Annotated in this window: 20 protein-coding genes, 1 tRNA gene and 1 pseudogene; 11 read left to right on the top strand and 11 right to left on the bottom strand. The window is 64.9% G+C overall.

Translation table 11 applies throughout. From position 1 onward, the window contains the following. The first annotated feature begins 74 nt into the window (after positions 1-74). Genes lpxA through lpxB form a run of 3 tightly spaced genes read left to right on the top strand, consistent with a single transcriptional unit; the run spans position 75 to position 2,922 of the window. Positions 75-881 carry an acyl-ACP--UDP-N-acetylglucosamine O-acyltransferase gene (lpxA, locus tag CXZ10_RS18035; protein WP_101290758.1) on the top strand — a complete coding sequence of 269 codons (807 nt, stop codon included), beginning with the start codon at positions 75-77 and terminating at the stop codon, positions 879-881. Beyond that, positions 878-1,738 carry an LpxI family protein gene (locus tag CXZ10_RS18030; RefSeq protein WP_101290757.1) on the top strand — a complete coding sequence of 287 codons (861 nt, stop codon included), beginning with the start codon at positions 878-880 and terminating at the stop codon, positions 1,736-1,738. Before lpxA ends, CXZ10_RS18030 begins: the two co-directional genes overlap by 4 nt. Continuing rightward, complete coding sequence (gene lpxB / locus CXZ10_RS18025) at positions 1,735-2,922, top strand: lipid-A-disaccharide synthase (RefSeq protein WP_101290756.1); 1,188 nt, start codon at positions 1,735-1,737, stop codon at positions 2,920-2,922. Before CXZ10_RS18030 ends, lpxB begins: the two co-directional genes overlap by 4 nt. A gap of 79 nt (positions 2,923-3,001) precedes the next feature. Here the strand turns inward: lpxB and gltA are convergent, their stop codons facing one another. Next, a complete protein-coding gene (gene gltA / locus CXZ10_RS18020) occupies positions 3,002-4,294 on the bottom strand; it encodes a citrate synthase (protein WP_101290755.1) in 1,293 nt (430 codons plus the stop codon). A gap of 363 nt (positions 4,295-4,657) precedes the next feature. Then, entirely contained in the window at positions 4,658-6,082 is a 1,425-nt protein-coding gene (gene gltX / locus CXZ10_RS18015; RefSeq protein WP_101290754.1) for a glutamate--tRNA ligase, read from the bottom strand. A gap of 158 nt (positions 6,083-6,240) precedes the next feature. Here gltX and CXZ10_RS18010 point away from each other — a divergent pair, with 158 nt between their 5' ends. Then, positions 6,241-8,415, top strand: a complete 2,175-nt coding sequence (locus CXZ10_RS18010) for a ComEC/Rec2 family competence protein (RefSeq protein ID WP_101290753.1) — start codon at positions 6,241-6,243, stop codon at positions 8,413-8,415. A 2-nt stretch (positions 8,416-8,417) separates the two neighbouring features. Here the strand turns inward: CXZ10_RS18010 and CXZ10_RS18005 are convergent, their stop codons facing one another. From CXZ10_RS18005 to parE, 4 genes are all read right to left on the bottom strand, one after another. Beyond that, positions 8,418-9,470 (bottom strand): GGDEF domain-containing protein, encoded by a 1,053-nt coding sequence (locus CXZ10_RS18005; RefSeq protein ID WP_101290752.1) that lies wholly within the window; start codon positions 9,468-9,470, stop codon positions 8,418-8,420. 220 nt (positions 9,471-9,690) lie between these two features. Continuing rightward, positions 9,691-11,262: a DEAD/DEAH box helicase gene (locus CXZ10_RS18000; RefSeq protein WP_101290751.1), complete on the bottom strand. Its 1,572-nt coding sequence runs from the start codon at positions 11,260-11,262 to the stop codon at positions 9,691-9,693. Between the two features lie 424 nt (positions 11,263-11,686). Beyond that, positions 11,687-12,616, bottom strand: a complete 930-nt coding sequence (locus CXZ10_RS17995; RefSeq protein ID WP_244617201.1) for a prohibitin family protein — start codon at positions 12,614-12,616, stop codon at positions 11,687-11,689. A 151-nt stretch (positions 12,617-12,767) separates the two neighbouring features. Then, positions 12,768-14,810, bottom strand: a complete 2,043-nt coding sequence (gene parE, locus CXZ10_RS17990) for a DNA topoisomerase IV subunit B (RefSeq protein WP_101290749.1) — start codon at positions 14,808-14,810, stop codon at positions 12,768-12,770. A gap of 222 nt (positions 14,811-15,032) precedes the next feature. On the opposite strand from parE, the gene CXZ10_RS17985 reads away from it, so the two are divergent. The 4 genes from CXZ10_RS17985 to CXZ10_RS17970 all read left to right on the top strand — a co-directional run bounded on the left by CXZ10_RS17985 (position 15,033) and on the right by CXZ10_RS17970 (position 17,982). Further along, a complete protein-coding gene (locus CXZ10_RS17985) occupies positions 15,033-15,239 on the top strand; it encodes a hypothetical protein (RefSeq protein ID WP_101290748.1) in 207 nt (68 codons plus the stop codon). Between the two features lie 67 nt (positions 15,240-15,306). Beyond that, on the top strand, positions 15,307-16,554 hold the full coding sequence (locus tag CXZ10_RS17980; protein WP_101290747.1) for an Hsp70 family protein: 1,248 nt from the start codon (positions 15,307-15,309) through the stop codon (positions 16,552-16,554). A 70-nt stretch (positions 16,555-16,624) separates the two neighbouring features. Continuing rightward, positions 16,625-17,107: a hypothetical protein gene (locus CXZ10_RS17975; protein ID WP_143741562.1), complete on the top strand. Its 483-nt coding sequence runs from the start codon at positions 16,625-16,627 to the stop codon at positions 17,105-17,107. A 134-nt stretch (positions 17,108-17,241) separates the two neighbouring features. Continuing rightward, on the top strand, positions 17,242-17,982 hold the full coding sequence (locus CXZ10_RS17970) for a DUF7847 domain-containing protein (protein ID WP_101290745.1): 741 nt from the start codon (positions 17,242-17,244) through the stop codon (positions 17,980-17,982). A 4-nt stretch (positions 17,983-17,986) separates the two neighbouring features. On the opposite strand, the gene CXZ10_RS17965 is transcribed toward CXZ10_RS17970, so the two are convergent. The 3 genes from CXZ10_RS17965 to CXZ10_RS17955 form a co-directional block, all read right to left on the bottom strand. Next, the gene (locus CXZ10_RS17965) at positions 17,987-18,814 is read right to left on the bottom strand and encodes a shikimate 5-dehydrogenase (protein ID WP_101290744.1); all 828 of its coding nucleotides are present in this window, start codon (positions 18,812-18,814) and stop codon (positions 17,987-17,989) included. A gap of 275 nt (positions 18,815-19,089) precedes the next feature. Further along, positions 19,090-20,499: a type I glutamate--ammonia ligase gene (gene glnA, locus CXZ10_RS17960; protein ID WP_101290743.1), complete on the bottom strand. Its 1,410-nt coding sequence runs from the start codon at positions 20,497-20,499 to the stop codon at positions 19,090-19,092. 142 nt (positions 20,500-20,641) lie between these two features. Continuing rightward, positions 20,642-20,980: a P-II family nitrogen regulator gene (locus CXZ10_RS17955; protein ID WP_026790983.1), complete on the bottom strand. Its 339-nt coding sequence runs from the start codon at positions 20,978-20,980 to the stop codon at positions 20,642-20,644. Positions 20,981-21,352: 372 nt separating this feature from the next. Here CXZ10_RS17955 and CXZ10_RS17950 point away from each other — a divergent pair, with 372 nt between their 5' ends. Both CXZ10_RS17950 and CXZ10_RS17945 read left to right on the top strand, forming a co-directional pair. Further along, complete coding sequence (locus CXZ10_RS17950; protein ID WP_244617200.1) at positions 21,353-22,906, top strand: NAD(P)H-hydrate dehydratase; 1,554 nt, start codon at positions 21,353-21,355, stop codon at positions 22,904-22,906. A gap of 245 nt (positions 22,907-23,151) precedes the next feature. Next, positions 23,152-23,228, top strand: a tRNA-Met gene (locus tag CXZ10_RS17945). An 80-nt stretch (positions 23,229-23,308) separates the two neighbouring features. On the opposite strand, the gene CXZ10_RS17940 is transcribed toward CXZ10_RS17945, so the two are convergent. Together CXZ10_RS17940 and CXZ10_RS17935 are read right to left on the bottom strand one after the other, a co-directional pair. Continuing rightward, on the bottom strand, positions 23,309-24,493 hold the full coding sequence (locus CXZ10_RS17940) for a Gfo/Idh/MocA family protein (RefSeq protein ID WP_101290742.1): 1,185 nt from the start codon (positions 24,491-24,493) through the stop codon (positions 23,309-23,311). Positions 24,494-24,503: 10 nt separating this feature from the next. Continuing rightward, positions 24,504-24,749, bottom strand: a pseudogene (locus tag CXZ10_RS17935) (sugar phosphate isomerase/epimerase family protein); the annotation flags it as partial. A gap of 603 nt (positions 24,750-25,352) precedes the next feature. On the opposite strand from CXZ10_RS17935, the gene pdxA reads away from it, so the two are divergent. Further along, positions 25,353-26,399, top strand: a complete 1,047-nt coding sequence (gene pdxA / locus CXZ10_RS17930; protein ID WP_101290741.1) for a 4-hydroxythreonine-4-phosphate dehydrogenase PdxA — start codon at positions 25,353-25,355, stop codon at positions 26,397-26,399. The last annotated feature ends 4 nt before the right edge of the window (positions 26,400-26,403 follow it).

Genomic DNA, 26,403 nt, shown 5'->3' with positions numbered 1-26,403 from the left:
GGCCCTTCGCCGGCAACGGAAGCTATAGGGAAATGAGCGGCCACCGGCCGCCTCGCCGCCGAGGAATCATCCGCATGCGTAGCATTCATCCCACCGCCGTCGTCGATCCGGCTGCCGAGATCGGCGAAGGCGTCAGCATCGGCCCCTTCAGCGTCGTCGGTCCGCATGTCCGGCTTGGCGATGGCGTGGTGCTGCATGCCCACACCGTGGTGGATGGCCGCACGACGCTGGGCGCCGGCGTCACGGTGTTTCCGCACGCCACTGTCGGCATGGTGCCGCAGGACCTCAAGTACCGGGGCGAACCGAGCCGGCTCGAGGTTGGCGAGCGGACGGTGATCCGCGAATGCGTGACGCTGCATCTCGGCACGGAGGGCGGCGGCATGCTGACGCGCGTCGGCGCCGGCTGTCTCCTGATGGCCAATGCCCATGTCGCCCATGACTGCGTGGTCGGCAACAACGTCATCCTGGTCAACTGCGCCACGCTCGGCGGCCATGTCCACATCGGCGACAACGCCATTCTCGGGGGTCTCAGCGCCGTGCACCAGTGGGTTCGCGTTGGCGAGGGCGTGATGGTCGGCGGCATGACCGGCGTCGAGAACGACGTCATCCCCTTCGGCATGGTGACCGGCAACCGCGCCCGTCTCGGCGGCCTGAACCTGGTCGGCCTTCGGCGTGCCAACTATCCGCGGGACGACATCCACGCCCTGCGCAACGCCTACAAGCTGCTCTTCGAGGGCGACGATCCTCTGTCGGTTCGCATCGACCGCGTCGTGGAAACCTACGGCGGTAGCCCGCTGGTCGATCGCATGGTCGAGTTCATCCGAGCCGGCGGCGACCGCGCCATCTGCACGCCACGCAGCCGGGACGGCGAGGCCGAATGACCGCGCCCGACCGTCCGACCCTTGGCATCATCGCCGGTGGCGGCAGCGTGCCCCTCATCGTGGCGCGGGCGGCCGAAGAGGTGGGGCGGCCGGTGGTGCTGTTCGGCATCGTCGGCGAAGCCGATCTGGATATCGAAGCCTTTCATCATCACTGGCTGCGCTGGGGCGAGATCGGCCGGCTGTTCGATCTTCTGGCCCGCGAGCGCGTCGGTGAGGTGGTGATCTGCGGCGCCGTCAACCGTCCGGACTTCTCGGCGATCCGCGTCGATCTGGGCGCTGTGCTGAGCCTGCCGAAGATCCTGTCTCTGATGGTCGGCGGCGACGACACGGTGCTGAAGAACGTCGTCCGCTTCCTCGAAGATCGCGGTTATCGCGTGGTGGGCGCCCACGAGGTGGCGCCCGGATTGGTCGGCGGCAGCGGCAACCTCGGCCGGATCAAGCCCACTGACGACGCCGAGGCGGATATCGTCAAGGGCGTCGAGGCGTCGCTGACGCTGGGCCGCCTCGATATCGGCCAGGCCGTGGTGGCGATCTCTGGCCGCGTCGTCGCGGTCGAGGGCATTGAGGGCACCGACGAGCTCTTGCAGCGGGTCGCCGATCTCAGAAAGCGCGGGCGCCTCAAGGCGGCGCATCGCTCCGGCGTGCTGGTGAAGGCGGCCAAGCCGCAGCAGGACCTGCGCGTCGACCTGCCGACCATCGGCCCCCGCACGATCGAGATGGCGGTGGCCGCCGGTCTGGCCGGCATCGCCGTGGAATCCGGGCGGGTGATGATCGTCGATCGTCCCGCCACCATCGCGGCCGCCGATGCCGCCCGACTGTTCCTGCAGGTTCGGTCGTTCCCGGATGGCGCATCATGAGCGAGCCGTCGCCGCTCCGCGTCGCCCTTGTCGTCGGCGAGGAATCCGGCGACCAGCTCGGCGCGCGGCTGATGGCGGCGCTCAAGAGGCTGTCGGCGCGGCCCATCGCGTTTTTCGGCGTCGGCGGCGATCGCATGGCCGCCGAGGGAATGCCGAGCCTCTTCTCCCTTCACGACATCGCCGTCATGGGCTTCGGCCCGGTGGTGAAGCGTTTGCCGCTCATCCAGCTCCGCACCGCCGAGACCACCGGCGCTGTCATCGCTTGGCGCCCGGACGTGCTGGTGATCATAGACAGCCCCGACTTCACCCACCGTGTGGCGCGTGATGTCAGGGCGGCGCTGCCGGACCTGCCGGTCGTTGACTACGTCTGCCCGTCCGTTTGGGCCTGGCGGCCCAGCAGAGCCCGCAGGATGGCCGCCTACGTCGATCATGTGCTGACGCTGCTGCCATTCGAGCCGGCCGTCCTGGCCCGTCTGAAGGGCCCTGACGCAACCTATGTCGGTCATCCGCTGATCGATCGACCCGAGCAGTTGACGCCGGCGCCCGGCGAGCGTCCACCGCTGGGCGGGGGCGTCCCGCCGACGCTGCTGGTGCTGCCGGGCAGCCGATCCGGTGAGATCGACCGCATGCTGGCGCTCTACGGGCGCGTGCTGGATGTCCTGTCGGTACGCGGCCTTGCCGTTCGACCGGTGCTTCCGGCCGTCGAACGGCTCAGGGAGCGCATCGAGAGGGAAACGGCCGGCTGGTCTGTACGCCCCGTCATCGTTACCGGCGAGGCCGAGAAGTGGGCAGCTTTTCGGTCGGGACACGCGGCGCTCGCCACCTCGGGAACGGTGACGCTGGAGCTGGCGCTCGCCGGCGTTCCCAGCGTGATCGCCTACGCTCGTGACCCGCTGTTCCGGGTCATCTCGGAGGTCGCCCGCCGCGTTCCGGGACTGGTGAACATCAGCATGTTCGGCCTTGCCAACATCATACTCGGCGAGAAGGCGAGCCCTGAGTTTCTCGACCCCGATCTCGCGCCGGAACGGCTGGCCGATGCCCTCGCGCCACTCCTCTCCGACACACCAGCCCGTGCGGCCCAAGTCGCCGCCTTCGCCCGCCTCAGGGACGTGATGGCGCTGCCGGACGGCCGCCCCGCCGCCGATACCGCCGCCGCCGTGGTCCTGCGGCTCGCCGGACGCTGATCCGCTCTGCCAAGCGACAAGAAAAGACCCCCGGCGTTGCCACCGGAGGTCCGCTTCGTCTTGTCAGGTGGGGCTCGGCTCAGCCGCGCTTGTCGAGCGACACGTAGTCGCGCTGCGGCGCGCCGATGTAGAGCTGGCGCGGACGGCCGATCTTCTGGCTCGGATCCTCGACCATTTCCTTCCACTGGGCGATCCAGCCGACGGTGCGGGCGACGGCGAACAGCACGGTGAACATCGACGTCGGGAAGCCCATCGCCTTCAGCGTGATGCCCGAATAGAAGTCGATGTTCGGGTAGAGCTTCTTCTCGATGAAATACTCGTCGCTGAGCGCGATCCGCTCCAGCTCGACCGCCACGTCGAGCAGCGGGTCGTCCTTGATGCCGAGCGTCTGCAGCACCTCGTGGCAGGTCTGCTGCATGATCTTGGCGCGCGGGTCGTAGTTCTTGTAGACGCGGTGACCGAAGCCCATCAGACGGAACGGATCGTTCTTGTCCTTGGCGCGGGCGATATACTCGGGGATGCGGTCGACCGTGCCGATTTCGGCCAGCATGTTGAGCGCCGCCTCGTTGGCGCCGCCATGCGCCGGACCCCAGAGGCAGGCGATGCCGGCGGCAATGCAGGCAAACGGATTGGCGCCCGACGAGCCGGCAAGGCGCACCGTCGAGGTCGAGGCGTTCTGCTCATGATCGGCGTGCAGGGTGAAGATGCGGTCCATGGCGCGGGCAAGGATCGGATTGACCTTGTACTCCTCGGCCGGCACGGCGAAGCACATGTGCAGGAAGTTCGCCGCGTAATCGAGGTCGTTCTTCGGGAAGATGAACGGCTGGCCGATCGAATACTTGTAGGCCATGGCGGCGATCGTCGGCATCTTGGCGATCATCCGGTGCGAGGCGATCATCCGCTGATGCGGGTCCGAGATGTCGATCGAGTCATGGTAGAAGGCCGACAGCGCGCCGACCGTGCCGACCATGACCGCCATCGGATGGGCGTCGCGGCGATACCCCTGGAAGAAGCGGGTCATCTGCTCGTGGATCATGGTGTGGCGGGTGATATGCCGATCGAACTGCTGCTTCTGCGCCTTGGTCGGCAGTTCGCCGTAAAGCAGCAGGTAGCAGGTTTCGAGATAGTCGCCGTCGAGCGTCAACTGCTCGATCGGGTAGCCGCGATAGAGCAGCACGCCCTTGTCGCCGTCGATATAGGTGATCTTGGATTCGCAGGCGCCGGTCGACGTGAAGCCCGGATCGTAGGTGAAGTGGCCGGTCTTGCCATAGAAGGTGGAGATGTCCATCACGCTCGGGCCGATGCTTGCGTCCTTGAGCGGGAACTCATAGGTCTTGTCATCGATGGTGACGGTCGCGTTCTTCGTGGTCATTCGGTCGGATCTCCAAGAGGTGATCGGGTGGACCAGGCCAATGAGGGGAAGGATAAAGCGATTACGTTTACGTAAACTGCCGACCAACCTCCCAGTCGCATGTCGATCTTCACGTAGCGGAAAATCCCTACTCCGGCAAGCCGTCGAATTGGTGGTCAGCCTTGCCATTTCGGTGGAGACCGGGAACCGGACCATGAGGCGCGAGTTATTGTTCCGCTGGGCTTTTTGCCGATAGAGTTCATATCTCTGAACCGGCTGGGCAGCAGGCTTTCCTGTCTCGCCACATGGCCCTCGCAAGGAAGTGAAAACCCCGCCGCGGTCGAACCGGGCGGGGTTTGCAATTTTCCGAAAGTTCTTGGCCTTTTAGCCGGCCAGCGCATCCTTGATGCGCCCCAGCGCCTCGTCGCGGCCGAGCACGGCGAGCACGTCGAAAATCGGCGGCGACGTAGTGCGTCCGGTGGCGGCAGCGCGAAGCGGCTGGGCCACCTTGCCGAGCTTGAGGCTGGTCTCGGCGGCATAGGCGCGTACCACTTCCTCAGTGGAGGCCGCAGTCCACTCGGCCAGCGCGGTGAGGCGCGGCAACAGGTCGCCGAGCGCCGTCTTGCCGGCGTCATCAAGCAGCGCAGCGGCCTTCTCGTCCGGGGCCAGCGGCCGGCTGGCAAACAGGAAGCCGGCATTGTCGATCAGCTCGAGCAGCGTCTTGGCGCGCTCCTTGAGGCCCGGCATGGCGGCGGCGAGCTGCGCCTTCTTGTGCTCGTCGAGCTTCGCCTTCAGCGAGGCTCCCTCGGGGATGTGATCGAGGAGGGCGACAACGTGGCCCACCAGTTCGTCATCCGGCGTCTGGCGAATGTAGTGTCCGTTGAGGTTCTCGAGCTTGCCGAAGTCGAAGCGCGACGGCGAGCGGCCGATCCCCTCGAGGTCGAACAGGGCGATCATCTCATCGGTGGACAGGATTTCCGCGTCGCCATGTGCCCAGCCGAGGCGGACGAGATAGTTGCGAAGCGCCACCGGCAGGTAGCCCATGGCGCGATAGGCCTCGACGCCCAGCGCGCCGTGCCGCTTCGAGAGCTTGGCGCCATCCGGTCCATGGATTAGCGGAATGTGGGCCACCTTTGGCATGTCCCAGCCGAGGGCATCGTAGATGATCTTCTGACGTGCCGTATTGGTAAGGTGGTCGTCGCCGCGAATGATCTGGGTGACGCCCATGTCGTGGTCGTCGACCACCACGGCATGCATGTAGGTGGGCGTGCCGTCGGACCGAAGGATGATGAAGTCGTCGAGGTCCTTGTTGGGGAAGGTGACGGTGCCCTGAACCGCATCCTCGATCACCGTCTCGCCATCGAGCGGCGCCTTGATGCGCACCGACGGCTTGACGCCGGCCGGCGCCTCCGACGGGTCGCGGTCGCGCCAGCGGCCGTCGTAGCGCGGCGGCAGGCCGTTGGCCTTGGCGGTCTCGCGCATCTCGTTCAGCTCGTCCGGCGTGCAGTAGCAGTAGTAGGCCTTGCCCGCCGCGACGAGCGCGCGCGCCACGTCGGCATGGCGGTCGGCCCGCTGGAACTGGGAGATCGGCTCCCCCTCCCAGGAGAGGCCCAGCCAGGAGAGCCCGTCGATGATGGCGTCCACCGCCGCCTGCGTCGAGCGCTCGCGGTCGGTATCCTCGATGCGGAGCAGCATCTTGCCGCCGTGCCGCTTGGCGTAGAGCCAGTTGAAGAGCGCCGTCCGCGCGCCTCCGATGTGCAGAAAACCAGTGGGAGACGGCGCAAAACGCGTGACGACAGGCGTGGACATCGACGATAGTTCCGAAAAATACCAGGGTTGGCCCGGACAGGACGGCGGATCGTCGTCGGCTGGACCATTGCGTGGACGGCGTCTTACAGGAAAGCCGTGCGTTTCGCAAAATAAGATCGCGGCATGGGCCGGGTAAGCAACCGAAATAGGCGCCGACTGTGACGGTCCGAACGGATACCAGTATCGAAAGCGCTCCATATGGGCGCCGGACCGACGGAGACGGATGGCGCCGCCGCCTTTTCGATCTCCGGAAATCCTTTGCCCGCGATCTCGACGACGGCCGGGGTTTTCTCTGGTGGCCGGTGGCTGTCGCCGTCGGTGCGGCCTTCTACTTTGCCCCGACAAGCGAGCCCCCGGTCATCGCGCTGGCGGTCGCCGGCCTCGGGATGATCGCGTCATTGACGCTGGTCCTTCGCCGCTCCTCGGTCTGGCAGTTCCCGGCGATTCTTGCCGGTCTGGTCTGCCTCGGCTTCCTGCACGCCGCGTTGGTGACATACCTTGCCGCCCACCCGGTCTTTCCTTTCGAGCGGACCGTGACGCTGCGCGGCCATGTCGTGGCTGTCGAGGATCGCGGCAAGGGCGCGGCGCGCCTGCTCGTCAGGCCGGCAGAGATGGATCCGCCTTCGAGGGACGGCCTGCCGCCGCGCATCCGCGTGACGACCCGTGGAGTGGTGCCGGCGCCGGGAGAGGCGGTTGTCATGCTTGCCCGCCTGGCTCCCCCGCCACCGCCGCCGCTGCCGGGGGGCTATGACTTTGCCCGCGTCGCATGGTTCACCGGGATCGGCGCCAGCGGCTTCACCTATGGCGCGGTCAAACCCTGGCCGGAAGCACCCCCGCCCGGCATCTGGCTGACTGCCCTGAGCAGCATTGAGACGGTGCGAACCAAGGCGGCCGGCCGCATCCGCGCCGCGCTTCCCGGCGACACCGGCGCCATCGCGGCGGCGCTGATCGTCGGCGACCGCGCCGGCATATCCGATGCGACCAACGAGGCGATGCGCATTGCTGGCGTCTCCCACGTGCTGTCGATCTCCGGCATGCACATGAGCTTGGTCGCCGCCTTCCTGTTCGGCGGCATCCGCCTCATTCTGGCGCTGGTACCACCACTGGCACTCAACCTGCCGATCAAGAAGATCGCCGCGGCGCTGTCGATGCTGGGCACCGGCGCCTATTTCGTCGTCTCTGGCATGGACGTGCCGGCGGAGCGTTCCATGATCATGGTGGCGGTGTCGCTTCTCGCGGTGCTGATCGATCGCCGCGCCCTGTCGCTGAGGGTGATCGCGGTGGCGGCCCTCGTCACGCTGGCGCTGTCACCCGAGGCGGTGATGGAGCCCGGTGCACAAATGTCCTTCGCCGCCGTGGTGGCCCTGATGGCCGGGCTGGAGGCATGGCGTGCCGGGCGCGACGAGGTGAACGATGGCGGCGACGTCAGTTTCCTGGCCCGTATGGTGCGGCGGTTCGCCCTCTGGTTCGTGGCGGCGCTTGCCGCGACGGTGGTAGCCGGTCTCGCCACCTTGCCGATGGCGCTTTACCATTTCGGTCGTCTGGCGCCGCTCGGCATGATCGCCAATCTCGTTACAGAACCGTTGGTGTCCTTGTTGATCATGCCGATGGCGCTCCTTGCGGCGCTGACGATGCCGCTCGGCCTCGAAGGCGCGCCGCTTGCCATCATGGGCGCCGGCATCGACGCGATGATCGCGGTGGCGCGCGTCGTCGCCGACTGGACGCCGGGCGGCGGGCTCTATGGCCGGCCTCCGGGCTGGACGATGCTCGTCGTTGCCGCCGGGGGGCTCTGGATATGCCTGTGGCGGGGCCGCAAGCGATGGCTGGGACTTGTTGCCGTGTTTTTGGGGCTCGCCTTCATCGGGGCTGGAGCGCCGCCAGGCCTGGTCGTCGCTGGTGATGGCTCGCTCGTCCTGGTTCGTGAGGAAAGCGGAGCCTGGTACAAGATCGGACCCAAAGGCGGCTTTACGCTCGACGTTTGGATGGCGGCCCTGGGAGTCGATCCGGCCGAACTTCTTTTGCCGGGTCGCAACTCGCCCTGCGACGCCGACGCATGCCTTCTGGAGGCAGCGGCAGGCCGCCCGTCGGTCTCGGTCACCAGCCGGCCGCTCGCCTTCGGCGATGACTGCGCGACCATTTCCATTGTGGTGTCCGGCTTGGAAGCGCCGCCATGGTGCCGGCCCGCTGGCGCACTCATCGACGGACGCCGGCTCGCCCTGACCGGTACGCTCACCTACGAAATGCAGACCGATGTGGATGGTCGCGTCCACCTGCGGGAGACCGGCAGGGTGCTCGGCCTTCCCCGTCGGCCGTGGTTCCCCCCGATGCGGTGATGCTATGCATCTTCCGCGGTAGCGGCGAGCATCGCTTCCGTGCAGACGCGGTTGCGACCGGCCCGTTTGGCAAGATAAAGCGCGGTGTCAGCCCGCTCGATCAGAGAGATGGCAGTATCGCCTCTATGGTAGGTAGCGACGCCCACCGAAACGGTGACAAAGCCCAGCGTTTCACCGGTGGACCGCTTCTTGAGTTCCTTCTCCTTGACGCTCGTGCGGATGCGTTCCGCCAGCGTCTCGGCCCGCGACAGGCTGGTCTTCGGCATGATGATGGCGAACTCCTCGCCACCATAGCGGCAGGCGAGGTGATGCCCCTTGATCGCCTGCTTGACCGAGAGGGCAACCAGACGCAGCACCTGGTCGCCCGTCTGATGGCCAAAACTGTCGTTGAACGATTTGAAGTTGTCGATGTCGGTGATGAGCAGCGACAGAACGCTGTCCGTTTCGGCCGCGTTGGCGACCGCTCGTTCCAGTGATTGGTCGAAATGCTTGCGGTTGGCCAGCGTGGTCAGTTCGTCGGTGAGGGTCTCGAAGCGCAGCGACTCGAGGCTCTCCTTGAGCTCGGAAATCTGCCTGTGGCTGTCGGCAAGCTGCCCCTCGAGTTCCCGATTGATCTTCTCCGTCTCTTCCGTGGCGACCAGAAGCTCTCCCACGATGCCGCGCAGTCGCGACAGGTCCGGGCCCGCGCTCAGCTCCGTTGACGCCTCGGACAGGGTGCCGGCGTAGGAGGCATTGGCGGTGATCGTCTTGCTCATTGCCGCCATGACGCCATCGATCTCGCCGGAGATGCGGCCGCCGACGTCCTCGATGCGGTCGGAGAGGCGCGATGGCGAGATGAACTGATTGTAGATGGCTTGGAGTTCGGCCGTCTCGATGCGGCCCTTGGCGCGCAGGATGTCATTCACCGCGCGATTGAGGGCGTGATTGAAACCGGCGCAGTAATTGTACCAGAGTTCGTAGTTGCGGGGGTAGGCCGCGTTCTCGTTGCGCCTGAGTTGCGCCACGGCCGCTTCACCATAGCCGATTGTCCGCAGAAACTCTTCCCGGTTCGTCATGGTCTCCGCCCATTGCCCAGCTTGCCCTCACTCTTGATAGACCGCAGGCATGAATTGAGCGTTAAGCAATGGTGCACAGCATCAGTAAAGCTTGAGCTTTCCGCCGTCCGCCAAACGGCGGGCGGACGTTTTTTCCGGTCCTGCGAAGCGATTTGCCACGCACGCCAAAAGAAAACGGCGGCCGCAGGGCCGCCGTTTGAAGGGTATCGCTGGATAGAACTCAGTTCGCCGATTTGGCGATCCGTACCGGCCGCAGCAGGAAGGCCGGCACATGGTCTCCGAGGCCGACCACGGCGGGACCGTCATCGACATCGCGGCGCGGCATCGAACGGGGACGTTCGCCGGCGCGCACGGGCTGCCGTTCGGCCGACCGGTCGGGTCTTGGCTCGCGGTCCGGTCTTGCCTCACGATCCTGTCTCGGCTCGCGTTCCGGCCTTGCCTCGCGCTCTGGCCTCGCCTCACGGTCCGGACGGGAACTGCGGCTGCGGCTCTGGCGCGGCGCCTCCTCGGCGGTCGCCTCGACCGCCTCGGTGCTTTGGCGGGTGCGGCGCGAGCGTGACGGTGCACGGGCCTCATCGCCCTCGGCCTTGGCGCGCGATCGGCGCGACTCCTTGCCCTCAGCGCTCTTGCGACCGCGCGACCGCTTGCGGGCCTCGGGGTCGAAGACGATCGGATCGCCGATCCACTCGATATCGGTGGTGATCAGCTTTTCGATGGCCGAGAGATGCTTCTCGTCGTCCTGGGTGACGATCATCACCGCCGTCCCCGACCGACCGGCGCGACCGGTGCGGCCGATGCGGTGGACATAGTCCTCGGCGTGGATCGGCACGTCGTAATTGAAGACGTGGCTGACGTCGGGAATGTCGAGGCCGCGAGCGGCGACATCCGAAGCGACCAGCAGTGTCAGCGTGCCCTTCTTGAAGGCGTCGAGCGTCGCCATGCGCGCGCGCTGGTCCATGTCGCCATGCAGGGCACCGACGTTGAAGCCATGGCGGACAAGACTGCGGAACACCACCGCGACGTCGCGCTTGCGGTTGCAGAACACGATGGCGTTCTTGAGATCCTGCGCCGCCGCGATCTGGGCGCGCAAGGTTTCGCGCTTCTCATAATCCTCAGTGCCGGATACGACGAGGCGCTGGGCCACCGTCGCCGCGGCGGTCGCCGGCTTGGCGACCTCGACCTGCACCGGGTTGTTCAGGAAGTTCTCGGTCAGCGCCTGGATCTCCGGCGGCATGGTGGCCGAGAAGAACAGCGTCTGGTGGTTCTTGGTGACCAGCTTGCAGATGCGCTCGATATCCGGGATGAAACCCATATCGAGCATGCGGTCGGCCTCGTCGATGACAAGAATTTCGACGCCGGTCAGAAGCAGCCGGCCACGCTCGAAGTGGTCGAGGAGTCGCCCGGGCGTGGCGATCAGTACGTCGGCGCCGCGATCGAGCTTGCGGTTCTGGTCGTCGAAGGACACGCCGCCGATCAACAGAGCGATGTTGAGGTTGTTGTTGATCGAATACTTGACGAAGTTCTCCTCGACCTGCGCCGCGAGTTCGCGCGTCGGCTCGAGGATCAGCGTGCGCGGCATGCGGGCACGGGCGCGGCCGCTCTCGAGGAGCGTCAGCATGGGCAGCACGAAAGCGGCGGTCTTGCCGGTGCCCGTCTGGGCGATGCCGATCACGTCGCGGCCGGCGACGGCATGCGGGATGGCTTCGGCCTGGATCGGCGTCGGAGTCGTATAGCCGGCCGCTTCAACGGCCGCCATTACGCTGGCGCTCAGTCCGAGATCAGAAAAATTCATGTGGTGTGCGGTCTCTTGGATAGGGGGATTCGAACACTGGAGGCAGGCGAATCCACGCGCGTCCGGACCGTCTTGGAACGATCCGGATATGGTGGGAGACCATATGTGGAATCGTCCGCATGTCAATCAATTCCTGCCGAATTGAGCGTTTATTGTTACTTCCGAGGTCATGGAAGCGAGTTCGGGGCCTTTCGCGGCATGATTTGCATGATGCTGCCATTGAGATGAACGCGAGGATCCCATCGGTATCCGCAGTTCATCGGTCGATCTTCTTGCCGCCAGCGCAAATCTACGCATCCTGTCCTCGAGCGGCCGGGGAGCGATGCAAAACGAGCCAACGATCGGCAGAGTGGCTGAAGCGCAACGACGACACCGTCTCGTGCCGCGAAAGCCGCACGAGACCAGACGCCCCCGCTGGCGCTGTCTACTTTATTTCCACGAACGGCAACGTCGTTCCCGGCAGCATGGTAGCCGGCAACTGCCCGTTCCATTTCTCGGAGTTGTTCAGACGGATGATCGCATCGCCGTTCACGCCAAGCGCGTCTGCCCGGGCGCGAATTGCCGCGGCGTCCGCTTCACCCCTCAAGCGGATGCGCTCGGCATCGGCTTTGGCCTGGATTTCGGTGGCTTGTGCCGCAGCCGTGGCGGTGGCGAGCTGGCTGTCGGCGGCAGCCTTGGCTTGCGTCACGGTGATTTCCGCCTGCACTTTCTCTCGTTCGGCGTTCTGGCGCAGCTTCATCACTTCGATCTCCGCCAGCATGCGCTGCTCGACGGAGTTCTCGTAGGCGTCGGAGAAGATAATGTCTTCGATGTTGACCTGATCGACCACCAGGGGGCCGACAATGCCCGCCCGTACGGCGCTCTCGACGTCGGCGACGAACTTGCCCCGGTTCTGGATGACCGACGCAGCGGTGTAGCGCCCGAATACCGTCTTGAGATCCTGTGGCAGTTTGCGGGCGATCAGACGGGACTCCAAGCCCTCGACACCGGCGAACTGCCGGTAGACCTTGTCCACGTCGACCGGCGGCACATGGTAGACCACGGAGACCGATAGGTTGGCCGGTTGCTGGTCTTGGCTATAGGCCTCGAGACTGTTGTCGCTCGCCCACCTCAAGGCCCGCTGCGTCACGTCGATCTTTACGACGCTCTCGAAGACCGGCAGCTTGAAATGGAGCCCCGGCTCGACGGTCGCGACGAAGGCGCCATTTCTCAGAAGGACACCGCGCTCCGTTTCCTGAACCGTGTACCAGCCGCCGTTCAGAAGCGCCAAAATGGCCACCACTAGGACGCCCAGCAGGGCTAAGCGAATGTATGTCATTGCGGAAGTGTCTTTCGGAAAATCGACTGCCGGCATGGTGCGCTGCCTACGCCCGGTTCGCAACTTCTAAGCGGTGAGGACAGTAGACCTGGAGGAGGCTCAAGAGCAACTTCAGCAAAAGTGCGGACCAAGTTTGCGTGGGAGCTGCGCGAAAACCTGAAGCCCGTCAGGGACCGGGGTCTCCAGCCTAAATGTCCAGATCCTCGGCGAACTCCGCATTCTCCTGAATGAACTGGAAACGGCCTTCCGGCTTGTTGCCCATCAGACGCTCCACCGAATCCGCCGTCTGCTCCGCCTCGTCTTCCACCAGGACGACACGCAGGAGGGTCCGCGTCTTCTTGTCCATGGTGGTCTCCTTGAGCTGCGACGGCATCATCTCGCCGAGGCCCTTGAAACGGCCGATCTCCGGCTTCTTGTTCTTGAACGTCGTGCGGAGCAGTTCCTCGCGATGAGCATCGTCGCGGGCATAGATGGTCTTGCCGCCGTGGGTCAGGCGGTAGAGTGGCGGCACCGCCAGATAGAGATGTCCGCCACGGATGAGTTGCGGCATCTCACGATAGAAGAAGGTGATCAGGAGCGAGGCGATGTGGGCGCCGTCGACGTCGGCGTCGGTCATCACGATGACCTTGTCGTAGCGGAGGTCGTCCTCGCGATAGTGCGAACGGGTACCGCAGCCGAGCGCCTGCAACAGGTCGGACAGCAGCTGGTTGGCCGTCACCTTGTCGCGGCCCGCACTCGCCACATTGAGGATCTTGCCTCTGAGCGGCATCACCGCCTGGCTGGCGCGGTCGCGCGCCTGCTTGGCCGAGCCACCGGCCGAGTCGCCCTCGACGATGAACAGCTCCGACCCTTGCGCGGCGTTCTGCGTGCAGTCGGCGAGCTTGCCCGGCAGGCGCAGCTTGCGCACTGCGCTCTTCCTGAGAACGTCCTTCTCCTGACGGCGGCGCAGGCGCTCGTCGGCGCGCTCGACGATCCAGTCGAGCAGCCGGCCGGACTGTTGCGGCGAGGCGGTCAGCCAGTGGTCGAAGGCATCCTTCACCGCCGTCTCGACGATCCGGGACGCTTCGGCGGTTGCCAGCTTGTCCTTGGTCTGGCCGACGAACTCCGGCTCGCGCACGAAGACCGACAGCATCGCACCGGCCGAGGTCATCACGTCCTCCGGCATCACCTGCGCCACGCGCTTGTTGCCGGCCATCTCGCCATAGGCTTTCAGCGAGCGAGTGAGTGCAAGGCGCAGGCCTTGCTCATGCGTGCCGCCATCCGGCGTCGGAATGGTGTTGCAGTAGGAATTGACGAAGCCGTCGCCGGCGAACCAGGACACCGCCCATTCCACCGTGCCATGACCGCCGGTGCCGACGCGCCCGGCGAACAGGTCGTCGGCGACCCGCTTCTCGCCGTCCAGCGCCTCGACGAGGAAGTCCTTGAGGCCGCCGGGAAACTTGAACACGGCTTCGGCCGGCGTCTTCGAGCCCTCGACCAGCGACGGATCGCAGGACCAGCGGATCTCGATGCCGCCGAACAGATAGGCCTTCGAGCGAGCCATCTTGAAGATACGCGCCGGCTCGAACCGGGCGTCTTCACCAAAAATCTGCGGGTCCGGCTTGAAGCGAGTCTTGGTGCCGCGTCGGTTCATCGTCTCGCCGAGCCGCTGCAAGTCTCCCTGGGGAATGCCGCGCGAGAAGCTTTGCTTGTAGAGCTGGCGGCCGCGCGCCACCTCGACGTCGAGCCATTCGGACAAGGCGTTGACCACCGAAACGCCGACGCCATGCAGGCCGCCCGAGGTCTCGTAGACCTTGCTGTCGAACTTGCCGCCGGCGTGCAGCGTGCAGAGGATCACCTCCAGCGCCGACTTGCCCGGAAACTTGGGATGCGGATCGACGGGAATGCCGCGTCCGTTGTCGTTGACGGTCAGGAACCCGTCGGCATCGAGCCGCACCTCGATCCACGAGGCATGGCCCGCCACCGCCTCGTCCATCGAGTTGTCAATCACCTCGGCGAAAAGGTGATGCATCGCCTTGTCGTCGGTGCCGCCGATATACATGCCCGGCCGCCGGCGCACCGGCTCCAGACCCTCCAGAACCTCGATCGCCGACGCGTCATAGACCGCTTCCACCGGAGTGGTGATCTCGGGTCGCGTGCGCGCCGCCTTGGGCGCACGAATGGGCGCCGCCGCCGGGGCTGCCGTGCTTGCCGGCGGAGGGAGGGTTCCGAACAGATCGTCCTTTTCCATGCGTTCCCGTCTTCGTCCGTTGCCGGCGATGCCGGCCTTCCGCCGCCCGCCGGGGAGCGCTGATTCGCGCGCCTCGGAGTTTGCCACGCCGGCGGCGGAAGCGCCAATCTCGTTCTACATGTGTTCCGGCTCGTACACCGGCGATCCCGGTGTCGTCAACGCCGTTGAGGCGTTCTTAACCGTGGAGGCGGCAAGCTCCAGAATGTTCATTGGTGGTTTGTCATGCGTCGAAACCAGTATCAAGATGCCGTGCTCCGGGAACTCGGAGCCGTCCACACCCGCGCCTTCGTTGCCGGCCATCGTCTTGGCGGCATGCGACGCCATCTAGAGGAGGTGGCAGCCGAACCGCCGCTGACCGGTGGCCTCTTCACGCTGCCGGCCCTGCTGGTGCTGCTGTCCTTGACGGCATTGGTGATCCTGCTCGCCTGATTTGCACTGGCAATCGCCGACGCGAAGCGCTAGGGAAACCGCCCCCCAATTTATTCGGAGAGCGGTCATGGCGGCGGCAGGCCTCGATTTCGGCACGTCCAACACAACGCTCGGCGTCGTCACAGGCGGCCGGGCCGACATGGTGCGCCTCGAGAACGACGAGGAGACGCTTCCGAGCGCCACCTTCTACCACCAGGACGGTTCCATCTCGGTCGGCCGCGCCGCCATTGCCGCCTATGTCGGCGGCGAGCACGGCCGCCTGATGCGGGCGCTGAAGTCCGTGCTCGGCTCGGCGCTGATGGACGAGACGACGCTGGTCGGCAAGAGCCGCGTCAAGTTCCGCGACGTGCTGAAGCGCTACCTCGCGGAAGTGAAGAAGCGCGGCGAGGCGACGTCCGGCGCGCCGCTCACCCACCTCGTTCACGGCCGACCGGTACATTTCGTCGATGGCAACCCGGAAGCCGATCGTCTGGCCGAGGCGACGCTGCATGCCATTGCCCGCGACCTCGGCTTTCAGGAAATTTCCTTCCAGTACGAGCCGATCGCCGCCAGCCTCGACTATGAGCAGCAGCTCTCCCATGAGGAACTGGCATTGATCGCCGACATCGGCGGCGGCACGTCCGACTTTTCCATCGTTCGTCTCGGGCCGGACCGAGCGAAGAAGGCGGAACGCGCCTCCGACGTGCTGGCCAACGACGGCGTCCGTATCGGCGGCACCGACTTCGACCGCCACCTCAGCTTGGGCACGGTGATGCCGCTCCTCGGCTTCCGCTCCAAGCTTGCCCGCGGCGAGATCGATGTGCCCTCGGTCTACTATCACGACCTCGCCACATGGTCGGCGATCAACCGGCTCTACGAGCCGCGCGTGCACCGCGAACTCGTCGATCTGGAAAGGCGCGCCGCCGAGCCGCATCTCATTCATCGCCTGATGCGGGTGGTCGACGATGAGCGCGGCCATACCCTCGCCATCGAAGTGGAGGGCGCCAAGATTGCCGTTGCCGAGACCGGCGCGGTCACCGTTCCCTTCGACTGGCTGGAGCGTGGCCTTTCCACCCATATCGATCATCCCTGCCTTGTCCGGCACACCGGCGATCTGGCCACGCGCATCGGTGCCCGCGTCGATGCCTGCCTTGCTATGGCCGGCGTCGCCGCTGCCGATATCGATGCCCTGTTCCTGACCGGCGGATCCACCAGGCTCGAACACGTACGCTCCGCCATTCTGGCCTCGGTCCCGGAGGCGCGCGTCGTCACCGGCAACGTGTTCGGCTCGGTCGGAACGGGGCTCGCGGTGGAGGCGGCCCGACGCTACGGCTGACGCCGAAGGTCGAGCTTGCCGAAGCGGCAATGCGGATGCCTGATGCCGCAACCTGACGGGGAGGGAGCCCATGAGAGTCTGCGGTATGGCGGTACTTGCCGCCGTCCTGGCAACACCGGCTCTGGCCGGCGATTGTGAAGCGTGGAAAGCCGGGCTCGAACAGGACGAGGGCGGAATGATGATGACCGCGTCGATCTGCGCGACCGGCCGGCCGGACGACATCCTGCTGATCACCTGCGGCGGGGAGGACAAGATCGGCCTGCGCTTCCTGCCGATGACCGGTGATGGCTTTCCGCCCAAGGGCGACATGAACCATCACGCGACCTTCATATTTGCGAGCGGGGCGCTCAATGCCGAGATCACCCTTCGCTATGAGGCGATGGACGGCGCGATGACGGCGACGCCACGTCGCGACAGCGAACTTGTCCGCGTCCTGAAATCCGCGGGACCGCTGACCGTGACCGACAAGAGTGGCGTCCTGCCGGCCGCGATCTTCACTTTGAAAGGCTCATCGGCGGCGATCGGCAAGGTCGAGCAAGCCTGCTACAGCTGACCCTCAGCGCTCGGCTTGGTGTCTTCGGTAACCATCTCCAGCGAAAGTTAGTCCGGCCTCTTCTCTCGTCTTTGGGTTGAGCTGCCTTCTGCTATTTTCCGTCGCGACAACGGATGGCGCGGAATGGATGCAGGATGGCACTCGCAACCGGAGACCTCACGATCAACAGTGTGTTTCGGCTGCTTCCCAAAGTTTTGGGACTGGAGTCGATCACTCTGTTGATGATGTTCAGCGGATTCGCCGGCGTCCTGAACTTGCTGAGCTTTGCATTGCAGTACGGGCTCGGTGTTGGCGGTCTCGCGGCAAGCCTTGCCGCCGTGTTCTTCTCGATCGCTACTTCTGTGATGGCCTGCTTCGTCCATTACGCCGCCATCCATGCCGCCGACATGCGGCTGGCTGGCAGGCCCCTGCAGGCGGCTCAGACACTTTGGATAGCTTCCGATCGGTTCTGGGATTGTCTGGCAATGGCGCTGCTGATGGGCCTAGTCGTGATCGTCGGCACGCTCCTCTTGATCATCCCCGGGATTTTCCTCTGGATTGCCTTCTCATTGGCCGTACCCACGCTGGCACTTCGGCGGCTGGGCGTATCGGAAAGCATGAACGTGAGTTGGGCGGCGACCGAAGGGCGTCGATGGCGCCTCCTCGGCATCTGGCTTGTTTATGCCGTTGTCGGATTCATCGCCCTGGTCTGCATCAGCCTGCTGTTTGCCGCAGTTCTGCATATGCTCGGTCTTGGCCGTATTGCGGCTCAGGTCTTGATGCTCGCCGTGTTGGACCCCGTCTTCACCGGCATGTCCCTCGTGGTAACCGGGGCACTTTCCACCACGATGTTCCGCATCATTGAAAGGGATGCGCCTGAAGTCTTTGCTGCCTGACCGCTCAGGCATCTCGCGCAAAGATGGCGGCGTCCTTCACCTGCTCCTCGCTGGGATGGACGCCGGTGTAGAGTGCGAACTGCTCGAGCGCCTGCAGCACGGCAACGTCGGCGCCGGAGATGCGCTTGCGGCCGGCCGCTGCTGCCGCCCGCATCAGCGGTGTCTCGACCGGCAGCGCCACGACGTCGAACACGGTCTCCGCTGCCTCGATCGCCATTGCCGGAAAGGCGAGGGTTTCCGCCTCGGCGCCGCCGGCCATGCCGACCGGCGTGGCGTTGATGATCAGCGGCGCCGTCAGATCCTGCGACGACCTGGCCCAGTCGAAGCCGTAGAGGTCGGCGAGCGCCTGTCCCGTGGCGGCGTTGCGGGCAATGATGACGCCAGAGCGGTGGCCGCGGTTGCGCAGCGCCGCCGTCACCGCCTTGGCCATGCCGCCGGAGCCGGCCAGCAGGAACGGGGTGGAAGGTGCGATCTCCGCATGATCGAGCAGGTCCAGCACCGCGCTGTAGTCGGTGTTGTAGCCGGTCAGCCAGCCATCGTCGTTGACGATGGTGTTGACGCTGTCGATGGCAGCCGCCGATCCCTCGATATGGTCGAGAAGCGGGATGACGGCCTCCTTGAACGGCATGGAAATGGCGCAACCGCGGATGCCCAGCGCCCGGATGCCGCCGATCGCCGCCGGCAGATCCTTGGTGGTGAAGGCCTTGTAGATGTAGTCGAGCCCGGTGAGCTCATAGAGCCGGTTGTGAAAGCGTGAGCCGAACTTTCCTGGCCGGCCGGCCAGGGACATGCAGAGTTTCGTCGACGGACCGATGGCGGGCTTGTCGGGCATGGTTCGGTCTCCCGTTGGGGCAACTCCAGCAAAAGTGGGAACCGGCTTTGCGTCCGGAGTTGCGCGGAAACAAAGAGCTAGAGCATGACGGCGACCCCGGGTTCGCCAGATATGCTCTGGAAAGCCGAACAACCATAGGCGTTTGGCTTCCCGCCGGAAAGCGGTGGGCAATGACTATCCCCCGCGCCGACAAGAAAAAGCCGCCCGGCCTTGCGGCGGGCGGCTTCATCAAAACCGGACGCCTTGGCGGCGTCCGGCCTGTCCAAGGACGTGCCTCAGACCGAGTAGTACATGTCGAACTCGACCGGATGCGGCGTCATCTCGTAGCGCATGTTCTCTTCCATCTTCAGCTCGATCCAGCTGTCGATGAAGTCGTCATCCATGACGCCACCGGCCTTCAGGAAGTCGCGGTCGGCATCGAGCGAGGCCAGAGCTTCGCGCAGCGAGCCGCAGACGGTCGGGATGGACTTCAGCTCTTCCGGCGGCAGGTCGTAGAGGTTCTTGTCCATGGCATCGCCCGGATGGATCTTGTTCTTGATACCATCGAGACCGGCCATCAGCAGCGCGACGAAGCAGAGGTAGGGGTTGGCGGCCGGATCCGGGAAGCGGGTCTCGACGCGCTTGGCCTTCGGGTTCGTCGTGTAGGGGATGCGGCAAGACGCCGAACGGTTACGAGCCGAGTAGGCGAGCAGAACCGGCGCCTCATAGCCCGGCACCAGACGCTTGTAGCTGTTGGTCGACGGGTTGGAGAAGGCGTTGATCGCCTTGGCGTGCTTCAGGATGCCGCCGATGTAGTAGAGGCAGGTCTCGCTGAGGTCGTTGTACTGGTTGCCGGCGAACACCGGCTTGCCGTCCTTCCAGATCGACTGGTGAACGTGCATGCCCGAACCGTTGTCGCCGAACACCGGCTTCGGCATGAACGTGGCCGTCTTGCCATAAGCATGGGCAACCTGATGGATCGCGTACTTGTAGATCTGCAGGTGGTCGGCCATGCGGGTCAGCGTCGAGAACTTCATGCCGAGCTCGTGCTGGGCAGAGGCCACTTCGTGGTGATGCTTCTCGACGACGACGCCCATTTCGGCCATGGCCGACAGCATCTCGGAACGCATGTCCTGCAGGCTGTCGATCGGCGGAACCGGGAAATAGCCGCCCTTGGTGCGGACGCGGTGGCCGAGGTTGCCCGACTCGTACTCGGTGTCGCCGTTGGTCGGCAGCTCGACCATGTCGAGCTTGAAGCCGGTGTTGTAGGGCGTCGACGAGAAGCGGACGTCGTCGAACACGAAGAATTCGGCTTCCGGGCCGAAGAAGACGGTGTCGCCGATACCGAGCGAGGCGACGTAGGCCTCGGCCTTCTTGGCGATCGAGCGCGGGTCGCGGCTGTAGGACTGGCCGGAGACCGGGTCGACGATGTCGCAAACGATGACCAGGGTGGTCTGAGCGAAGAACGGATCGATGAAGGCCGTTTCCGGATCGAGGATCAGCGTCATGTCGGATTCGTTGATCGCCTTCCAGCCGGCAATCGACGAGCCGTCGAAGGCGGTGCCGTTCTCGAACATGTCCTCGTCGACGAGGCCGATGTCGAACGTCACGTGCTGCCACTTGCCCTTCGGGTCGGTGAAGCGCAGGTCAACGTACTTGACGTCGTTGTCCTTGATCATTTTCAGAACGTCAGCACCAGTGGTCATTTGCCCTTCCTTTCGGGTTTTCTGGTCTTGCCGGAGCGCTTCCTGGCCAGGTGTTTGGCCGGTCGGGGCGCTCCAATTTCCTGGATTGTCCTTGCTGGCGGCGGTGCCGCCTATCTCCAGCCGCCCGTAACCGGGCGCGGGGTCAGATCGCGTCGTTGCCGGATTCGCCGGTACGGATGCGGATGGCGTCCTCCACCGGCGACACGAAGATCTTGCCGTCGCCGATGCGGCCGGTCTGAGCCGCGTTGCGGATGGCGTCGACGGCCTTGGCGACCATGTCATCGGTCATGACGACCTCGATCTTCACCTTCGGCAGGAAGTCGACGACATATTCGGCGCCCCGATAGAGCTCGGTATGACCCTTCTGCCGCCCGAAACCCTTGGCTTCGGTGACGGTGATGCCCTGAAGCCCCACTTCCTGCAGCGCTTCCTTCACCTCGTCCAGCTTGAAGGGCTTAATGATAGCCTCGATTTTTTTCATCGACCCCTTGTCTCCGTTGCTCCTGGCGCCCGCGCGGGATGATTTTTCACCCTGCGCCGACCGAGACGCAGCCACTCTAGCATTCGACGTGCCAGTTCCCGGGGTATCCGGTTCCTGGCGAAAAATGAGGCGACCGACCGCTCACTGGCGCGAAAGATGATGAAGAATGCCCAAGGAAGCGGCCTAAATCTTGGGCAAATGGATGCTGATTGGGCAAAACACCGCTCCGTTAAGAGGCTGTTTAGTCGGTCCGGATCTCCGGCAGCAACCATATCGTCACCGGATTTGTCGCTTTCACTGCAAGGGTGTAGAGCCTATGCGGTCCGCCATTTCAACCAGGGCTGGACCCCGAAGGACGACGGAGGGGCATGAATGCGCGGCGAACTGTTGTTGACACCGGCCGAGATGGTGCGCGCCGACGCGCTGACCATCGCAGGCGGCATTCCCGGTGAACGTTTGATGGAAAACGCCGGCTACGCTGTCGCCGACGTCATTTGCGCGCGCTTCAGTCAGGGAACCCGTGCCGTCGTGCTCTGCGGCGCAGGCAACAACGGCGGCGACGGCTTCGTCATCGCCCGCGTGCTCAAGCAGCGAGGCTTCATTGTGCGCGTGGCGCTCGCGCTGCCCGAGGGTATGACCGTCCGCGATCTCAAGGGCGACGCCGCTGGTGCCGAGCGGGCCTGGCGCGGCGAGACGCTGCCGGCAACGCCCGATCTGTTCGATGGCGCGATGGTCATCGTCGATGCGCTCTATGGCGCCGGCCTCAGCCGCGACGTTACCGGCCGCGATGCCGAGCTGATCGCGGCGGTCAACGCCGCCCGCCGAAGGGGCGTACTGGTCTACGCCGTTGATCTGCCGTCGGGGATCGATGGTCGCACCGGTGAGGTTCGGGGAACGGCGATCGTCGCCGACGAAACGGTTACCTTCTTCCGTCGCAAGCCCGGCCACCTCCTTCTTCCCGGACGCACGCATTGCGGCCGGATGCGTCTTGCTCAGATCGGCATCGCTCCAGACGTACTGACTGAGATCGCGCCGATGACGGCCGCCAATGGGCCGGCGCTTTGGGCCGACTGCTGGCCGGAGGCCGCCGTCGACAGCCACAAATACAGCCGGGGAGCGGCGCTGGTGGCGTCGGGACCGCTTGCCTCCTGTGGAGCGGCCCGCCTTGCTGCGGAGGCGACGCTTCGGGCCGGCGCCGGCATCGTCACCGTGGCGACACCGCCCGACGCAGTCGCCACCGTTGCCGCCTGGCGCGCCGCTCTTGTCGTCAAGCCGGCCGCCGACATGGCAGAACTGGCGACGCTTCTTGGCGAACCGCGCCTTCGGGCGGCGGTGCTCGGTCCGGGGCTGGGGCTCGGCGACGATGTTTGGCAGGCCATCCGCGCGGCGCTTGAGGGCGACATGGCTCTGGTGCTCGATGCGGATGCCATCACCCAGGCCTCGCGCCGACCTGAGGAAGCCTTCGCGCTCATAAAGCGCCGACAAGCCGGCTTGGTATTCACTCCGCACGAGGGCGAGTTTCAGCGCCTCTTTCCAGATATTGGGGGCTCCAAGCTTGATCGCACCCGCGCGGCGGCGGCTCGATCGGGCGCCATCGTCCTGCTCAAGGGGCCGGATACGGTGATCGCCCACCCCGACGGCCGCGCCGTCATCAATGAGAACGGCACGGCGGCGCTCGCTACGGCGGGATCAGGCGATGTGCTAGCCGGCATCATCGGCGGCTTGCTGGCGGCCGGCCGTCCCGCCTTCGAGGCGACGGCGCTTGCCGCCTGGATGCATGGCGAGGCCGGGCGGATCGCCGGCCTCGGCTCGCTCGCTGACGAGATCGCGTCGGCCCTGCGAGGTGTGCTGGCCGCCGGCTGCCCCGAGTTCAAGGCGCCAATGGGAGAGGAAACAGGCGAGGACAAGGTCGTCGCCACCGACTGAGGCGCCACTGCTAGGTCGGTAGTGTCGATTGCGGCGGTGGCTGGAAAAAGGCTACCGGATTGCCTTCCGCACCAGAAAGTCTAGGGGCGCGGCTTACAAAAATCCCGGAATTCCGGGATTTTCTCCCGATCGATCCGAGTTTTTTGAACAGCCCCGTCTATTTAGTCGAAAAAATGCCTGACGGGGGTTTCCCTTTCGCCGGCAAGTCGCTATATACCGCCCGTCGCCGCAAACACGGCGCTTGACGCGGGGTGGAGCAGCCCGGTAGCTCGTCAGGCTCATAACCTGAAGGCCGCAGGTTCAAATCCTGCCCCCGCAACCAAAATAGACCCGTTAAGTCAGAGACTTAACGGGTTTTTTATATGCCCGGTGCCAGCTCACGGGCACGCAGGTACAAACAGCTCAGACGTCGGCGATCCTCGTCCAGGCGGCGTTGGCTTGGCTTGATGCGACCGCTGCGTTGATGAAGCGAACGCCCCGTACGCCATCGCCGACTGTCGGTACCACCAGCGCGGCCGGATCGGGACTACGTCTCTCCAGGCGGGCCAGGATAAGCTCGGCGGCGTCAGCGTAGATCTGCGCGAAGGCTTCGAGATAGCCCTCCGGGTGTCCGCCGGGAATGCGGCTCGCGTGGGCAGCAACGGCGTTGGCGCCCGGTCCTGAACGGGTGATTGTCCGCGTCGGTTCGCCGAACGGCGAGAGAGCGAGTTCGTTGGGAGTCTCCTGGGCCCATTCGAGGCCTGCGCGCTCACCGTAGATCCTGAGGCGTAAGGCGTTGGCATTTCCCGGCGCCACCTGGCTGCACCAGAGCATGCCGCGCGCGCCGCCGGCAAAGCGCAGCAGCATGCCGGCGTTGTCGTCGAGACGCCGGCCCGGCACGAACGTGGTGAGGTCAGCCATCAGCGCTTCGCATTGGAGCCCGGATACATACTCGGCGAGCTGCATGGCATGGCTGCCAATATCGCCAACGCTTCCGGCCAAGCCAGAGCGCGCCGGGTCGGTCCGCCATTCCGCCTGCTTGGAGCCCATGGTCTCGGCGGCGACGGTCAGCCAGTCCTGCGGATATTCGACCTGAACCAGCCGGATCGGTCCGAGTTCGCCGGCTGCGACCATGGACCGGGCCTGCCGTATCATCGGATAGCCGCTGTAGTTGTGGGTAAGCACGAAAATCAGCCCGGTATCCGCGACCAGCGTCGCCAACGCTTCCGCTTCGGCAACAGTGCGCGTCATCGGCTTGTCGCAGATGACGTGGATTCCGGCGTTGAGAAAGGCGGTGGCAATGGGGGCGTGCATGTGGTTGGGCGTAACGATCGCCACGACGTCGATACCATCGGGGCGCGCCGCTTCGGCTTTCGCCATCGCCTTGAAATCGGAGTAGGCCCGGTCCGGCGCAATGTGGAGATCGGCCGCGCTGGCCCGCGCCCGTTCGGGATCGGATGATAGCGCCCCCGCGACCAGCTCGTAGCGGTCGTCGAGCCGAGCGGCGATGCGGTGGACGGCACCGATGAAGGCGCCGCGCCCGCCGCCGACCATGCCAAGCCGCAAACGCCGGCTCACTGTGGTGGTGCTAGATGCTTCGATTGTCATGGCAACTCCTTCATGTGAGGCCAAGGATCGCCTTGTTGGCCGCAAGATCGGTCCCCGTTCCGGCGAAGTCGTCGAACACCTTTTGTGTCACACGGATGATGTGATCCGCAATGAACTGGGCGCCCTCGGCCGCGCCCTGTTCGTGGTGCTTCAGGCAGCATACCCATTCCAGCACCACCCAGCCGTCGAAGCCGTATTGAGCGAGCTTGGAGAACATGGACGAGAAGTCGACCTGACCGTCGCCGAGCGACCGGAAACCTTGTAGCCGAGGGCGGTCACCCAGCGGCAAGATCGACGAGACTGGCGAACAGTGCCGCGTGGTCAGCGAACTGGGCGAGAAAGATCGCCGGTCCCTTGATCGTCTTCATCACCGTTCAGAATATGTCATTAAGTTGTAAGTTCATCATGAAAGTTGTTAACTTGCGATAGCGGCGTGCTGAGGCTGTGTTTGATGAATCTGGTAAATAATTGAATATGAACGGATAAACCCATATTTTGGATAGTCAGAAACGAACGTGGCAAAGCGTGTCCGTCGTCTCTCTGGATTCAGATCAGAGCGTGGATTTGGCGCTGTTCGGGTACTGCATTGATATCGTTGGTATAGATAAGTTGGTGAATGAGGGCGTGATGCCCTTCTGTCTACGCTTAAATACAAATCATGTGACAACATATTGACAAGTGGCCAAATGGCGCGCCTTCTGGGGTTGGGAGAGAGGCCCGTGGCGTGCCAGTCGATACGTCGCGTGAGGGGCGGTGATGGCTGCAAAGCGTCGCGGCGCGTCAACCGAGACAGTTCGTCCCTTCTCTTTCCGACGTTTACCGGCAGCGTCCGCTTTCCGGACACGAGAGGAGCCACCCGTTGATCCCACATCTAGCCATCACCATGGGCGACCCGGCCGGCGTCGGCCCCGAGATCATCGCCAAGGCTTGCAAAGCGCTGAAGCCGCGCCTTGATTCGGATGAGCTGCGTCTCCTGGTCATCGGTTCGAACGATGCGCTCAACCGGGCCTGCCGTACCTTCGCGCCCGAAATTGAAATCCCGTCCGTGCAGGCGATGGGGCAGTGGCCGGGGCTTGCCTCACTTCAGGCCTGCCCCGAAGGGGAGCCCATCCTGCCCGGCGTGCTATCGACCGATGGCGGCCGCTTCGCCTATCACGCGGTGGAGCAGGCCGTCGAATTGGCCAAGGCCGGCCGCATCCACGGCATCGTCACCGCGCCGCTCAACAAGGAAGCGCTGAACAAGGCCGGCTTCCACTTCGCCGGACATACCGACCTGCTGGCCCATCTGACCGGCGCCAAGGGATCGGTGATGATGCTGGCCCACGGCAATATGCGCGTGAGCCACGTCACCACGCACATTGCGCTTGAGGACGTACCTAAGAAGCTGACGCCGGAGCGGCTGCGTTATGTCATCGACCTCACGGCCGAGACCCTGACCGGCCTAGGCCTTCCGCGCCGCCGCATAGCCGTCGCCGCTCTCAATCCGCATGCCGGCGAGGGTGGGCTTTTCGGCCGGCAGGACATCGATGTGAGCATGCCGGTGATTGCTCAGTGCGTTGCCGAAGGGCTCGACGTCGTTGGACCGGTGCCCGGCGATACGGTGTTCGTCAAGCTGCATGCCGGCCAGTTCGACGCGGTGATCGCCATGTATCACGACCAGGGCCATATCCCGGTCAAGCTGCTCGGCTTCAACGTCGATCCGAAGACCGGCAAGTGGGACTCCCTGTCCGGCGTCAACATCACGCTGGGGCTGCCTATCATCCGCACCTCGGTCGATCATGGCACGGCCTTCGACATTGCCGGCAAGGGCATCGCCAACGAGCTGAGCCTTCTGGAGGCGATCGACTACGCCGTACGTCTGGCTGCGACGCGCATCACCGGACTTGAGGGGAGCGTCAAATCGTGATCAC

The organism is Pleomorphomonas diazotrophica, from assembly GCF_002844595.1.
Classification (GTDB): domain Bacteria; phylum Pseudomonadota; class Alphaproteobacteria; order Rhizobiales; family Pleomorphomonadaceae; genus Pleomorphomonas; species Pleomorphomonas diazotrophica.
The sequence above is the reverse complement of the archived record's forward strand: the minus strand, read 5'-3'. Positions and strand labels throughout refer to the sequence as shown.